The organism is Geodermatophilus sp. SYSU D01180 (assembly GCF_054050415.1).
In genome coordinates, this window is the sequence record NZ_JBJGZH010000021.1 from 28,187 (window position 1) to 41,853 (window position 13,667).

13 protein-coding genes are annotated in these 13,667 nt (G+C 75.3%); 7 read left to right on the plus strand and 6 right to left on the minus strand.

Translation table 11 applies throughout. From position 1 onward, the window contains the following. Positions 1-84 precede the first annotated feature (84 nt). On the plus strand, positions 85-1,674 hold the full coding sequence (locus ACI8AA_RS17730; RefSeq protein ID WP_457045710.1) for a SpoIIE family protein phosphatase: 1,590 nt from the start codon (positions 85-87) through the stop codon (positions 1,672-1,674). On the opposite strand, the gene ACI8AA_RS17735 is transcribed toward ACI8AA_RS17730, so the two are convergent. The 5 genes from ACI8AA_RS17735 to moaA all read right to left on the minus strand — a co-directional run bounded on the left by ACI8AA_RS17735 (position 1,671) and on the right by moaA (position 5,721). Continuing rightward, complete coding sequence (locus tag ACI8AA_RS17735) at positions 1,671-1,898, minus strand: hypothetical protein (protein ID WP_457045711.1); 228 nt, start codon at positions 1,896-1,898, stop codon at positions 1,671-1,673. The two genes, ACI8AA_RS17730 and ACI8AA_RS17735, sit on opposite strands and share 4 nt — an antisense overlap. After that, complete coding sequence (locus ACI8AA_RS17740; RefSeq protein WP_457045712.1) at positions 1,895-2,959, minus strand: hemolysin family protein; 1,065 nt, start codon at positions 2,957-2,959, stop codon at positions 1,895-1,897. Before ACI8AA_RS17740 ends, ACI8AA_RS17735 begins: the two co-directional genes overlap by 4 nt. Then, positions 2,952-4,340 (minus strand): hemolysin family protein, encoded by a 1,389-nt coding sequence (locus ACI8AA_RS17745; protein ID WP_457045713.1) that lies wholly within the window; start codon positions 4,338-4,340, stop codon positions 2,952-2,954. The genes ACI8AA_RS17740 and ACI8AA_RS17745 overlap by 8 nt, the downstream gene beginning before the upstream one ends. A gap of 69 nt (positions 4,341-4,409) precedes the next feature. Then, complete coding sequence (locus ACI8AA_RS17750) at positions 4,410-4,652, minus strand: MoaD/ThiS family protein (RefSeq protein WP_457045714.1); 243 nt, start codon at positions 4,650-4,652, stop codon at positions 4,410-4,412. A 4-nt stretch (positions 4,653-4,656) separates the two neighbouring features. Then, the gene (gene moaA, locus ACI8AA_RS17755; RefSeq protein ID WP_457045715.1) at positions 4,657-5,721 is read right to left on the minus strand and encodes a GTP 3',8-cyclase MoaA; all 1,065 of its coding nucleotides are present in this window, start codon (positions 5,719-5,721) and stop codon (positions 4,657-4,659) included. A gap of 257 nt (positions 5,722-5,978) precedes the next feature. Between moaA and ACI8AA_RS17760 the strand changes: the two genes are divergently transcribed. Together ACI8AA_RS17760 and ACI8AA_RS17765 are read left to right on the plus strand one after the other, a co-directional pair. After that, positions 5,979-7,238, plus strand: coding sequence for an MFS transporter (locus ACI8AA_RS17760; RefSeq protein WP_457045716.1), 1,260 nt, complete (start codon positions 5,979-5,981; stop codon positions 7,236-7,238). A gap of 73 nt (positions 7,239-7,311) precedes the next feature. Continuing rightward, a complete protein-coding gene (locus tag ACI8AA_RS17765; protein ID WP_457045717.1) occupies positions 7,312-8,151 on the plus strand; it encodes an aldo/keto reductase in 840 nt (279 codons plus the stop codon). An 84-nt stretch (positions 8,152-8,235) separates the two neighbouring features. Here the strand turns inward: ACI8AA_RS17765 and ACI8AA_RS17770 are convergent, their stop codons facing one another. Continuing rightward, positions 8,236-9,045: a DUF3097 domain-containing protein gene (locus tag ACI8AA_RS17770; protein WP_457045718.1), complete on the minus strand. Its 810-nt coding sequence runs from the start codon at positions 9,043-9,045 to the stop codon at positions 8,236-8,238. Positions 9,046-9,368: 323 nt separating this feature from the next. On the opposite strand from ACI8AA_RS17770, the gene ACI8AA_RS17775 reads away from it, so the two are divergent. From ACI8AA_RS17775 to ACI8AA_RS17790, 4 genes are all read left to right on the plus strand, one after another. Further along, positions 9,369-10,367 carry a DUF2382 domain-containing protein gene (locus tag ACI8AA_RS17775; protein WP_457045719.1) on the plus strand — a complete coding sequence of 333 codons (999 nt, stop codon included), beginning with the start codon at positions 9,369-9,371 and terminating at the stop codon, positions 10,365-10,367. A 160-nt stretch (positions 10,368-10,527) separates the two neighbouring features. Next, positions 10,528-11,442 (plus strand): AAA family ATPase, encoded by a 915-nt coding sequence (locus tag ACI8AA_RS17780; RefSeq protein ID WP_457045720.1) that lies wholly within the window; start codon positions 10,528-10,530, stop codon positions 11,440-11,442. Next, positions 11,435-12,547: a vWA domain-containing protein gene (locus ACI8AA_RS17785; RefSeq protein ID WP_457045721.1), complete on the plus strand. Its 1,113-nt coding sequence runs from the start codon at positions 11,435-11,437 to the stop codon at positions 12,545-12,547. The genes ACI8AA_RS17780 and ACI8AA_RS17785 overlap by 8 nt, the downstream gene beginning before the upstream one ends. Then, the gene (locus ACI8AA_RS17790) at positions 12,540-13,661 is read left to right on the plus strand and encodes an XdhC family protein (RefSeq protein ID WP_457045722.1); all 1,122 of its coding nucleotides are present in this window, start codon (positions 12,540-12,542) and stop codon (positions 13,659-13,661) included. The genes ACI8AA_RS17785 and ACI8AA_RS17790 overlap by 8 nt, the downstream gene beginning before the upstream one ends. The last annotated feature ends 6 nt before the right edge of the window (positions 13,662-13,667 follow it).

A 13,667-nucleotide genomic window follows, 5' to 3' on the forward strand; every position in this document is an offset into this window, starting at 1 on the left:
ACGCGTGGCACAACGATGCCCACTCCAAGGGTGGGGTGGGACTCCCCCCGGTGTGCCCGCGCACAGCGGCCGGACGACAGCGAGGTGCCCGTGCCCCCGCCGGAGCGCGACCCCGTCCTCGAGGCGATGCCCCTGGGCTACATCGCCGTCGACGCCGACTGGCGGGTCACCTACGTCAACGTCCACGGCGAGGCCGTGGTCGGCCGGACGTGGGAGCAGCTCGTCGGCACCTGCTTCTGGGCGTCCTTCCCCGCCAGCCGGGACGACGAGTTCGGCCGGGTCTACCGCGAGGTCATGGCCACCGGCACCCCGCAGAGCGTCGAGGCCTACTACGCCGAGCCGCTCCACTGCTGGTTCGAGGTGCGCGCCGTCCCGCTGCCGACCGGCCTGGCCATGTACTTCTCCGAGGTCACCGCCCGCCGGAGCGCGCAGGACCGGCTCGCCCTGCTGGCCCGGGTCGGCTCCGAGCTCACCGGCACGCTCGAGCTCGCCGAGGCGGTCCGCCGGATCCCGCGGCTGGTGGTGCCCGAGCTGGGCGAGGCGTGCCTGCTCACCGTCCTCGACGACGACGGTCGCCCGCGCGACCTGAGCTCCTGGCACGGTGACCCCGCTCGCCGCGAGCTGCTGGCCCGCTACGCCGCCGTCCGGCTGCCCGGGATGCCGGCCGCCGCGCCGGTGGTCCGCGCGCTGGCGGGGGAGACGGTGGCCGCCGACGGTGCCGCGGTGCTCGCCGCGATCGAGGACGAGGAGGCCGCCCGGCTCTACCGCGAGCTGGGCGCGCCCGCGGTGCTCGCCGTCCCCCTGCCCGGCCGGGAGCGGGTGATCGGCGCGCTGACCTTCCTCGCCGACGAGAGCCGCAGCGCCGCCCGGGTGGACCCGCTCACCGCCCGCGAGGTCGCCGGCCGGGTGGGCCTGGCGCTGGACAACGTCCGGCTGTTCGCCCGCCAGCACCAGCTCGCCGAGGCGCTGCAGCGCAGCCTGCTCACCGACCCGCGCGGCTCCGGGCTCGGGGCGGTCGAGGTGCGGTACACCCCGGCGGCGGAGGCGGCGCGGGTCGGCGGCGACTGGTACGACGCCTTCCCCCAGCCCGGCGGGGCGACGACGCTGGTCATCGGCGACGTCGTCGGGCACGACACCGCGGCCGCCGCGGCGATGGGCCAGCTGCGCTCGCTGCTGCGCGGCATCGCCGCCTACAGCGACGCCGGCCCGGCCGAGGTGCTGCGCGGGCTGGACGAGGCGATGGCGACCCTCGGCGTGGACACCTACGCCACCGCCGCCGTCGCCCGCTTCGAGCGGCTGCCGGGGGAGGGCGTGGCGACGCGGATGTGCTGGTCCAGCGCGGGCCACCTCCCGCCGCTGGTCCTCGACCCGGCGGGCCGGCCGGTCGAGTTGCCCGAGCCCCCCGGCGACCTGCTGCTCGGCGTCGACCCGGCCAGTGCCCGCGCCGAGAGCGCCGTGGTCCTGGCGCCCGGCTCCACGGTGCTGCTGTTCACCGACGGGCTCGTCGAGCGCCGCGGCCTCGACCTCGACACCGGGCTGGCCCGGCTGACCGGCGCCGTTGCCGAGCTGGCCCGGCGGCCGCTCGACGAGCTGTGCGACGAGGTGATCGAGCGGCTGGTGCAGGGCCGGCCCGAGGACGACGTCGCCCTCGTTGCCCTCCGCCTGGCGGGCTAGCGGACCGGCGCCTGCCCGTCCTCGTCGGTCGGGCCGGCGTGCCCGTGGCCGTGCCCGTGCGCGGCCTCCTCGGCGCGCTCCTCCTCCAGCTCGGCCTCGGCCTCCAGCCGGTGGGCCTCGCCGGCCACCTGCGCGGCGGCGTCGCCGTGCGACTCGCCGTAGACCTCCTCCGCCCGCCCGAGCAGCTCCTCGGCCTTCGCCTTCGCCTTCTCGATGAAGCTCATCGCGCTCCCGTCCTCTCGGCGTTCCGGTGTGCGGAGTCCCGGTGTGCAGCATCCCGGATCTCGCCCACGAGCTCCTCCAGGATGTCCTCGAGCGCGACGACGCCGACCACGCGGCCGCCCTCGGTGACCGCGGCGAACTGGGCGCGGCCGGCCTGCATGACGCCCAGCGTGCGGCGCAGGTCGTCCTCGGCGGCCACCTGCGGCAGCGGCCGGGTGATGTCCCGGACCCGCGGCTCCGGCGCGCCGTCGGCGACCAGCACGTCCTTGACGTGCACGTAGCCGAGCAGCCGCTCGCCGTCGGCCACCGGGAAGCGGGAGAAGCCGGTGGTGGCCGCGGCGCGCTCGACGGCGGCGATGTCATCGCCCGGCGCGACGACGGTCAGCGCGGCCCGCGGGATGAGCACCGATCGGGTGTCGCGCTCCTCCAGCTGCAGCGCGCCGGTGAGCAGCTCGTGGCCGCGCTCGTCGAGCAGCCCGCCGGCGCGGGACTCGTCGATGAGGCCGGCCACCTCGTCGCGGGTGAAGGCGCTGGTCACCTCGTCCTTGGGCTGCACGCGCAGCAGCCGCAGCACCCCGTTGGCCAGCGCGTTGAGCGTGACGATCACCGGCTTGAGCACCGTGACCACGCCGGACAGCAGCGGGGCGAGGACCAGCGCGGCCCGGTCGGGGCCGGCCAGCGCCAGGTTCTTCGGCACCATCTCGCCGATCACCACGTGCAGCGCGACGACGACGGTCAGCGCGATGACGAACGAGATCGGGTGCACCAGCGCCTCGGGCACCGACAGCGCCTCGAACACCGGCTCGAGCAGGTGCGCCACCGCGGGCTCGCCGATGGCGCCCAGCCCCAGCGAGCAGACGGTGATGCCCAGCTGCGCGCCGGCCATCATCAGCGACACCCGCTCCATCGCGGCCAGCGTGGTGCGGGCGCGACGGGAGCCCGCCTCGGCCAGGGGCTCGATCGAGGAGCGGCGCGCGGAGATGAGCGCGAACTCCGCGCCGACGAAGAACGCGTTGGCGAGCAGCAGCACGACGGCGACCAGCACGCCGACCCAGTCACCCACGGTCGTCCTCCTCGACATCGCCGGTGGTCGCCGGCAGGCCGCCGACGACGGCCCGCTCGACGCGGGTGCCGTCGACCCGCTCGACCTGCACCCACACGCCGGCCGGCAGCCCCTCGGCCTCGGCCGCGAGCTCCGGCGGCAGGGTGGGCCGCGCCTCGATCCGGTCGCCGACCTCGGGGATCCGGCCGAGCACGTGCAGCACCAGGCCGCCGAGGGTCTCCCAGTGCCGGTCGGCGGGCACGGCCAGCCCGGTGGCGGCGGCGACCTCGTCGGGCCGCAGCAGCCCGGACACCGACCAGGTGCCGTCGCCGCGGTCGACGACGTCGTCTCCGGTCTCCTGGTCGTGCTCGTCGGTCAGGTCGCCGACGATCTCCTCCACGAGGTCCTCGATGGTCACCACGCCGTCGGTGCCGCCGTACTCGTCGACGACGACGGCCATCTGCAGCCCGCCTCGGCGCAGGTCGCCGAGCAGGTCGTCCAGCCGCCGGGAGGTGGGGACGAACAGCGGCGGCAGCATGACCGCCGAGACCGGGGTGCCGGCCCGCCGGTCGCGGGCGACGGCGAGGGCGTGTTTCACGTGGACCATCCCGACGACGTCGTCGACGCCGCCGTCGTCGACCACCGGGAACCGGGAGTGCCCCGAGTCGCGCGCGGCGGTGAGCACCTCGGCCACGGGGGCGTCGGCGGGGACTGTGGTCATGCGGGTGCGCGGGGTGGCCGCGTCGCTGGCGCGCAGCTCACCGAAGGCCAGCCCGCGCTCGAGCATCACCGCGGTCTCGGCGGGCAGGGTGCCCTGCCGGCCCGAGCGGCGGACCAGCGAGGTCAGCTCCTCCGGCGAGCGGGCCGAGGCCAGCTCCTCCTGCGGCTCGACGCCGAACAGCCGGCGCAGCATCGCGTTGGCCCAGCCGTTGAGGAACCGGATGACCAGCGACGTGGCCTTCGTGAAGCCGCGCTGGAAGCCGGCGACGGCCCGGGCGGTGCGCAGCGGCTCGCTGATCGCCACGTTCTTGGGCACCAGCTCGCCGAACACCATGGTCAGCACGGTGGCCAGGACCAGGGCGAGGGTGATCGACACCGACCGGGCCGCGGCGCCGGACAGGCCGGCCGACTCCAGCGGCCCGCGCAGCAGCGCGGCGATGGAGGGCTCGGCGACGAAGCCGATGGCCAGGTTGGTGACCGTGATGCCGAGCTGGGCGCCGGACAGCTGGGTCGACAGCGTCCGCAGCGCGGTGAGGACGCCCGCGGACCCGCGGACGCCGGCCTCGGTCTCGCGCTCGACGGTGGCCCGGTCGACGGTCACCAGCGCGAACTCGAAGGCCACGAAGGCGGCGCAGGCGAGCACCAGCAGGACGCCGACCAGGACCAGCAGCCACTCGATCACGGGGTGACCTCGATGGCGGGGGAGAGCAGGTGAGGGCTCGTATGGTGAGGCTTGCTCACGAGGGGGCGGTCATCCTCCGGCGAAGGGGGGCAGCACGTCCACGACCGCCCCGGGCGACAGCTCCAACGCGCGGTCGCGGGTCTGCGTTCCGTCGACCAGGAACGAGCAGGCGGTGAGCACCCGTTCGAGGCGCTCGCCGTGGGCGTCCACGATCCGGCCGACCAGCTCCTGCAGCGTGCCGGCCTCGCAGGTCTCGGTGTCCACGCCGGCCGCGGCGCGGGCGCCGGCGAAGTAGCGCACGGTCACCGGCACCGGATCAGCCCCCGATGGCCGACATCGGCCGGGACGGCTGCAGGAAGCTCGGGTCGTCGATGCCGTGGCCGGGGAGCTTGGCCAGGGTGGCGATCCGCCAGCGGTCCGCGAGCTCGGCGTCGGTGGCGCCCTCGCGCATCGCCGTCCGCAGGTCGGACTCCTCGCGGGCGAACAGGCAGTTGCGGACCTGGCCGTCGGCGGTGAGCCGGGTGCGGTCGCAGGTGCCGCAGAACGAGCGGGTGACCGAGGCGATCACGCCGACCGTGGCCGGGCCGCCGTCGACCAGCCACCGCTCGGCGGGCGCGGAGCCGCGCTCCTCGGTGTCGGGCGTGAGGTCGTGCGCGGCCGAGAGCCGCTCCAGGATGTCCTCCGCGGTGACCATCTCGCCGCGGGTCCAGGCGTGGTGCGCGTCGAGCGGCATCTGCTCGATGAACCGGAGCTGGTAGCCGCGCTCCAGGCAGAAGTCGAGCAGCGGGACGGCGTCGGCCTCGTTGATGCCGCGCAGCAGGACGGCGTTGACCTTCACCGGCGTGAGCCCCGCGTCCTGCGCGGCCTGCAGGCCGGCCAGGACGTCGTCGAGCCGGTCGCGGTGGGTCAGGGCCTTGAAGCGGTCGCGGTCGAGGGTGTCGAGGCTGACGTTGATCCGGTCCAGCCCCGCCGCTGCGAGCGCGGGGGCGACGCGGGCCAGCCCGATGGCGTTGGTGGTGAGGCTGACCTCCGGCCGCGGGCGCAGCGCCGTCGTCGCCTCGACGATGCCGACCAGGCCGGGACGCAGCAGCGGCTCGCCGCCGGTGAAGCGGACCTCGCGGATGCCGAGCTGCTCGACGCCGATGCGGACCAGCCGGGCGACCTCGTCGTCGGTGAGCTGCTCGACCTTGGGCAGCCACTGCAGCCCCTCGGGCGGCATGCAGTAGGAGCAGCGCAGGTTGCAGCGGTCGGTGAGCGAGACCCGCAGGTCGGTGGCGACCCGGCCGTGCCGGTCGACCAGCCCGCCACTCCCCGGGACGGCACTGCCCGGGACGCCGTCGGCCGGACGGGTCCAGGGGTCGGGGAGCGGGGTGGCACTCACGTCGCGAATGTAATCCGGAACGCCGATCACGTCCCCCGTCCCGCGACAGGGGGCGGCTGGGCCGCCGCATCCGCGGAGCCGATCACAGGACCCGGGCCGCTGGTGCGGATGCCGAGGTTGCAGCCGGGTTGCCGGCGGACGAGCAGGCGGAAACCGGGACGACGACGTCGGTGCCCGTTGTTACGGTCGGGACGCCACCCGAGAGTCCGGCGGGCAGTCCCGCACTCGCCTGTGGCCAGGAAGCGCGAGAAGAGCCGGTGTCACCCCGCACGCTGTTCGGCCCCTACGGCCGCCTGTTCGCCGTCCCCGGAGCCGTCTGGTTCTCCCTCGCCGGGTGGGTCGCCCGGCTCCCGCTGCCGATGCTCGGCCTGGGCGCGGTGCTGCTGGTCGAGGGCGAGTCCGGCAGCTACGGCCTGGCCGGCGCCGTCTCCGGCACCCTCGCCCTCGCGGCCTCGGTCGGCGGGCCGCAGTGGGCCCGCGCCATGGACCGCCGCGGCCAGGGGCGGGTCCTGCAGGCGGCGATGGCGGCCTACCTCGTCACCGGGCTGGCGTTCGTCGGCGTCGTCGTGGCCGACGGCCCGCGCTGGGCGTGGTTCGCCCTCGCCGGCCTGACCGGGGCGAGCCTGCCCAACATCGGCGCGCTGGTGCGCGCCCGGTGGGCGGCCGCGCTGGAGGACGCCGAGCGCCGGCAGACCGCGTTCGCCTTCGAGTCCGTCGTCGACGAGGTCGTCTTCGTCGTCGGCCCGCCGCTGGTGACCGTGCTCGGCACGATGGTCGCCCCCGCCGCCGGCTTCACCACCGGCATCGTGCTGGGCACCGTCGGCGGGCTGTGGCTGGCGCGGCAGCGGGCCACCGAGCCCGTGGCGGTGCCCACCTCCGCCGGCGGCGGGCACCGCCGGCCGGCCGCGCTGAACGCGGCGGTGCTGCTGGTCTGCGCCACCTACCTGGGCGTGGGCACCGTGTTCGGCGCGATGGACGTCGTCGTCGTGGGCTTCGCCGAGGAGCAGGGCGCGCCCGCGCTGGCCGGGCTGGCGCTCGCGCTCTACGCCGGCGGCAGCCTGGTCGCCGGGCTCGCCTACGGCGTGGCCCGGCTGCGCGGCACGCTGGCCACCCGGTTCCTCGCGACGGCGGTCTTCTTCGGCCTGGCCGCGCAGGGGCTGTGGGCGGTGACCTCGCTGCCGCTGCTGGTCGGCGCCGGGTTCCTCGCCGGGCTCGCCGTCGCGCCGGTGCTGGTGTCCGGGACGTCGCTGGCCGAGTCGCGGGTGCCGCGGGCCGCGCTCACCGAGGCGCTGTCCTGGACCAACACCGGCCTGACGCTGGGCGTCACCGCCGGGTCGGCGCTGGCCGGCGCGGCGGTGGACGCGTGGGGCGCCCGGGCGGCGTTCGCCGTCCCCGCGCTGGCTGCCGCCGGTGCCGCCGGGCTCGCGCTGCTCGGCGCGCCGCTGCTGCGCCGCCCGGCGGCGGCGGGGACGACGGAGGGGCGGGCGTCACGGGTTGGGGACGCGGTCGGCGGGTAGGCGCGCTCCACGGGGGCCTGGTGCGCCGTGGAGTGGCGCGCCGCCCACCGTCCGCGACCGAGAGGGAGAGCCCGTGGCCACCGTGCCCACCATCCGCCTGAACAACGGCGTCGAGATCCCGCAGCTGGGCTTCGGCGTGTTCCAGATCCCGCCGGACCAGACCGCCGAGGCGACCCGCACCGCGCTCGAGGTCGGCTACCGGCACATCGACACCGCCGAGATGTACGGCAACGAGAAGGAGGTCGGCCAGGCGGTCCGCGAGTCCGGCATCGACCGGTCGGAGGTCTTCGTCACCAGCAAGCTGAACAACGGCTACCACCGCCGCGACGACGCGCTGAAGGCCTTCGACCAGACGATGGCCGACCTCGGCCTCGACTACCTCGACCTGTTCCTGATCCACTGGCCGCTGCCCACGATCGACGTCGACTACGTCGAGACGTGGAAGGCCATGGAGGAGATCTACGCCGGCGGCTGGTGCCGCGCGATCGGCGTCTCCAACTTCAACCCGCACCACCTGCGCCGGCTGTTCTCCGAGACCGAGGTGCGCCCGGCGGTCAACCAGATCGAGGTGCACCCCTACCTCGCCAACGACGAGGTCCGCGCCTTCGACGCCGAGCACGAGATCGTCACCGAGGCCTGGTCGCCGATCGCCCAGGGCAAGGTCCTCGACGACCCGGCGATCGTCGCGATCGCGGAGGAGCTGGACCGCACGCCGGCCCAGGTCGTGCTGCGGTGGCACGTGCAGCGCGGCGACGTCGTCTTCCCGAAGTCGGTGACCCGCGCGCGGGTCGAGGAGAACTTCGCGCTGTTCGACTTCGAGCTCGACGAGGGCCAGATGGCCACCATCACCGGCCTCGACCGCGGCGAGCGCACCGGCCCGGACCCGGACAGGTTCGACTACATCCCGGGCTGACCGCCCCCGCCCGACCGCGATCATGGCGCCGTGACCACCGGAGACCCCTCCGGCCCGGTCACGGCGCCGTGATCGTCTCGGGGCTCAGTCCATCGTGACGAAGTCGATGAGCTCCTCGACACGGCCGATGAGCGCGGGCTCCAGGTCGGTCCAGGTCCGCACGCGGGCCAGGATGCGCTGCGCCCACACGTAGCCGGTGTCGTCCTCCCAGCCCAGGCGGCGGCAGACGCCGGTCTTCCAGTCCTCACCCCTCGGCACCTCCGGCCAGGCGCGGATGCCGACGACGGAGGGCTTGACCGCCTGCCAGATGTCGATGAACGGGTGGCCGACGACGAGCGCGTGCTGGCCGGTGACCTGCTCGGCGATCCGCGACTCCTTCGACCCGCGCACCAGGTGGTCGACCAGCACGCCGAGCCGCCGGCCCTGCCCGGGGCGGAACTCGCGGACGATGCCGGGCAGGTCGTCGACGCCGTGCAGCGGCTCCACGACGACGCCCTCGATGCGCAGGTCGTGGCCCCACACCTTCTCGACCAGCTCGGCGTCGTGCTTGCCCTCGACGTAGATCCGGCCCTCACGGGCGACACGGGCGCGCGCACCGGCCACGTAGGTCGAGCCCGAGGCGCTGCGGGTCGGCGTCACCGGGCCCTTCGGCGTCGGGCGCACGAGCACCACCGGGCGGCCGTCGACCCAGAAGCCCGGGCCGAGGGGGTAGGCGCGCACCTTCCCGAACCGGTCCTCGAGGTGGACGACGTCCTTCTCGCAGCGTACGACCGCGCCGACGAACCCCGAGCTGGGGTCCTCGACGACGAGGTCACGCTCGGCGGCCACCTGCGGCGGCGGCTTCTTGACCGTGCGGGGGTGCACCAGGTTGTCGTAGGGGGAACGCGGCGGCACGGCTCCCAGGAGAGCCGATGACCGCGCGCGAGCCCGGCAGACGCGCCGAGCGGGCCGCGGGGAAGCGGCCGCGACACGCCCGGGGAACCGGCCGATCGCGGACCGTGACGGGACGTCGCGATGGGTCGACGACGGCGGGGGATGGAGGAATGCCGCGGTGACCTGCGGAAACGCGCTCCCGGCCGCCGGATCCCGCACGACCGGCGCGGCACACGCTCAGCGACCGAAGCGTCCCAGTCGATCTCCGTCGTTTCGCTGCGCCGAGCCCGGTCACCCATCTGACCGACCGTCACACCACAGCTCAGATGGGAGCGAGAGCGACGATGATCGGCACCGACACCATCAGCCGCGTGATCGGACAGGACGTCTACGACGAGACCGGCGAGAAGATCGGCTCGGCCTCCGAGGTCTACCTCGACGACGAGACCGGTCAGCCGGAGTGGGCCACGGTGCGCACCGGGCTGTTCGGTACCAAGGAGTCCTTCGTCCCGCTGCGGGACGCCGACCTGACCAACGAGGGCCTGCGCGTACGCGTGAGCAAGGCCCAGGTCAAGGACGCCCCGAAGATCGACACCGACGGGCACCTGTCCCCGCAGGAGGAGCAGGAGCTGTACCGGTACTACGGCCTCGGCTTCGGCTCGGGCACGCAGACCACCACGCAGACCACCACGGACGTCGGCACCGCCGGCACCTACTCGCTGGACCAGACCCGGTCCCAGCAGGACCTGACGACGGCCGGCACCGGCACCGCCGGGATGGCGACCGACCGTGACCGCGACGGCGTCCGCGACGACCTCGAGGCCCGGGGCACCGTGGGTCACGACGTGTCCGGCCCGACGACCGACAACGCCATGACCCGCTCCGAGGAGCACCTCAACGTGGGCACCCAGCGCGTCGAGGCCGGCCGGGCGCGGCTGCGGAAGTACGTCGTCACGGAGAACGTGAGCCAGACCGTCCCCGTCTCCCACGAGGAGGTCCGGGTCGAGCGCGAGCCCATCACCGACGCCAACATCGGCAACGCGATGGACGGGCCGGCCATCTCCGAGGAAGAGCACGAGGTCGTCCTGCACGCCGAGCGCCCCGTGGTGTCCAAGGAGGCCACGCCGGTCGAGCGCGTCCGCCTCGACACCCAGACGGTGACCGAGCAGGAGACGGTCTCCGACCAGGTGCGCCGCGAGGAGATCGAGGTCGAGGGCGGCACGGCGGGCGTCGCCGGCACCACGACCGGGACGACCACCGGCACCACCGGGGACGACCGCAGCCTCGTGCAGAAGGCCAAGGACGCCCTGGACCGCGACAACGACGGCAAGATCGGTCGCTGAACCGGTAGCAGCACCACGGCCCGGTCCTGACCGGGCGCACCAGACGGCGGTGGCCGGCCGGAGACGATGACTCCCGGTCGGCCACCGTGGCGTCTGCAACGGTTGCGGGCACCGGGACCATGGCGTGTCGCGCGCCTGCGCAGGTGGGATGCTCGGCAGCGTGACCGAGACCACGACCGAGCTCCCCGGGACCGACGGCCTGCCCGGCGGACCCGACGAGCTGGCCGCGGCGCTCCGCTCCACCGGCTACCTCCCCGACGAGGGCCTGGCCACCGCCGCCTACCTGGCGCTGGTCATGCGCCGCCCGCTGTTCCTCGAGGGCGAGGCCGGCGTCGGCAAGACCGCCCTGGCCCGGGCGCTGGCCGAGGTCACCGGCCGCCCGCTGTACCGCCTGCAGTGCTACGAGGGCCTGGAGGCCAGCCAGGCGCTCTACGACTGGGACTTCGGCCGCCAGCTGCTGCACCTGCGCGCCGCCGAGGCCGCCCACGCCACCGGCGACACCGAGGCCCTCGAGGCCTCGCTGTACGACCGCCGGTTCCTGCTCGCCCGGCCGCTGCTGCAGGCGCTGGAGGACTCCCCGAGCGTGCTGCTGGTCGACGAGGTCGACCGCGCCGACGACGAGTTCGAGGCCTTCCTGCTCGAGGTGCTGTCGGACTTCACCATCTCCATCCCCGAGCTCGGCACCGTGCGCGCCGAGGTGCCGCCGCTGGTGGTGCTCACCTCCAACCGCACCCGCGAGGTGCACGACGCGCTCAAGCGCCGCTGCCTCTACCACTGGCTGCAGCACCCCGACTTCGACCGCGAGGTCGCCATCCTGCGCGCCCGGCTGCCCGAGGTCACCGAGCAGCTGGCCCGCGAGGTGGCCCGGGCGACGGCGCAGCTGCGGACGCTGGACCTGCTCAAGCCGCCGGGCGTCGCCGAGGCGATGGACTGGGCCACCGCGCTGCACGCGCTCGGCGCCCGCGACCTCGACCCCGACCTCGCCGCCCGCACGCTCGGCGCGGTGCTCAAGTACCGCGAGGACACCGACCGGGTGCACGCGCTGGCCCGCGGAGCGCTGTTCGGCGGTGGCTGAGCGGGACGTCGTCGCCACCGTCCTGGGGTTCGCCCGGACGCTGCGCGCCGCCGGGGTGGCCGCCTCCCCGGACCGGGTCGAGGCGATGCTGTCGGCGGTGGCGGTGCTCGACGTCCTCGACGCCACCGCCGTCTACTGGGCCGGGCGGGTGACGCTGTGCTCGGGCCCCGACGACCTCGACCGCTACGACGCCGCCTTCGCCGCGTACTTCGGCGGCGAGGCGCCCCGGCGGGGGACGGCCGCGGGTCCCACCGCGCCCCCGCGGGTCGCCGTCACCGCGCCGCTGGACCAGAGCGGCGGGTCCGGCGAGGAGGGCGAGGAGCCCTCGGACCTCGCCGTCGCCGCCTCGGCCGAGGAGGTGCTGCGGCACCGCGACGTCGCCGACCTGACGCCGGCCGAGCGCGAGCACCTGCGACGGCTGTTCGCGCTGGTCCGCCCGGCGGCGCCGATGCGCCCGGCCCGCCGCCGCCGGCCGGCGCCGCACGGCGCGGTGCACCCGGCGCGCACGGTGCGGCGGGCGCTGCGCGACGGCGGCGAGGTGACCCGGCTGCTGCACCGGCGGGCCCGGCCGCGGCCGCGGCGGGTGGTGCTGCTGGTCGACGTCTCCGGCTCGATGAGCCCCTACGCCGACGCGCTGCTGCGCTTCGCGCACGCCGCGGTGCGCGCCCGGCCGGCCTCGACCGAGGTGTTCACCATCGGCACCCGGCTGACCCGGGTGACCCGCGAGATGCGGCTGCGCGACCCCGACCGGGCGCTGGCGGCCACCGGCGGCGCGATCCCCGACTGGTCGGGCGGCACACGGCTGGGCGAGGTGCTCAAGGCGTTCCTGGACCGGTGGGGGCAGCGCGGGACCGCCCGCGGCGCCGTCGTCGTGGTGTGCAGCGACGGGTGGGAGCGGGGCAGCCCCGACCTGCTGCGCGAGCAGATGGCGCGGCTGCGCCGGCTCGCGCACGCCGTCGTCTGGGTGAACCCGCACAAGGGCCGGGCCGGCTACGAGCCGCTGACCGGTGGGATGCAGGCGGCGCTGCCGTCGGTCGACGCGTTCGTGTCCGGGCACAGCCTGGCCGCGTTCGAAGAACTCTCAGGGGTGATCTCGCGTGCGTGAGGTGCTGGACGACCTGGTCGGCTGGTGGCAGGCCGGCGAGACCGTCGGCATGGGGACGGTGGTGGCCACCTGGCGGTCCGCGCCGCGGCCGGCCGGGGCGGCGATGCTGGTCGGTCCCGACGGGACGGCGGTCGGCAGCGTGTCCGGCGGCTGCGTCGAGGGCGCGGTGTACGAGGAGGCGCGGGACGTCGTCGAGTCCGGCGTCCCGACGCTGGAGCGCTACGGCGTCAGCGACGACGACGCGTTCGCCGTCGGGCTGACCTGCGGCGGGATCCTCGACGTGTTCGTCGAGCCGGTCTCGCGCGAGTCCTTCCCCGAGCTCGGTGAGATCGCCGAGTCGGTGGGCCGGCACGAGCCGGTCGCCGTCGTCACCTGCGTGCGCGGACCCGAGGACCGGATCGGGCGGCGGCTGGTGCTCTGGCCCGACCGCAGCTCCGGCACGCTCGGCCTGCAGCGCCTCGACGACGCCGTCGCCGACGACGCCCGCGGCATGCTCGCCGCCGGCCGCACCGGCACGCTGACCTACGGCCACGACGGCGAGCGGCGCGGCGACGAGCTGACGCTGTTCGTCTCCTCGTTCGCCCCGCCGGCGCGGATGGTCGTGTTCGGCGCCATCGACTTCGCCGCCGCCGTCGCCCGGGTCGGGGCGTTCCTCGGCTACCGGGTGACCGTCTGCGACGCCCGGCCGGTGTTCGCCACCGCCCGCCGCTTCCCCGACGCGCACGAGGTCGTCGTCGAGTGGCCGCACCGCTACCTGCAGGCCGAGGTCGACGCCGGGCGGATCGACGAGCGCACCGTGCTGTGCGTGCTCACCCACGACCCGAAGTTCGACGTCCCGCTGCTGGAGGTCGCGCTGCGGCTGCCGGTGGCCTACGTCGGCGCGATGGGCTCGCGGCGCACCCACGACGAGCGACTCGAGCGGCTGCGCGAGGCGGGGCTGTCCGAGGCCGAGCTGGCCCGGCTGTCCTCGCCGATCGGCCTGGACCTGGGCGCCCGCACGCCCGAGGAGACGGCCGTCTCGATCGCCGCGGAGATCATCGCCGGGCGCTGGGGCGGCACGGGGGAGCGGCTGACCGGCACGGTGGGGCCCATCCACCACACCGCGGAACGCTGAGCGGGA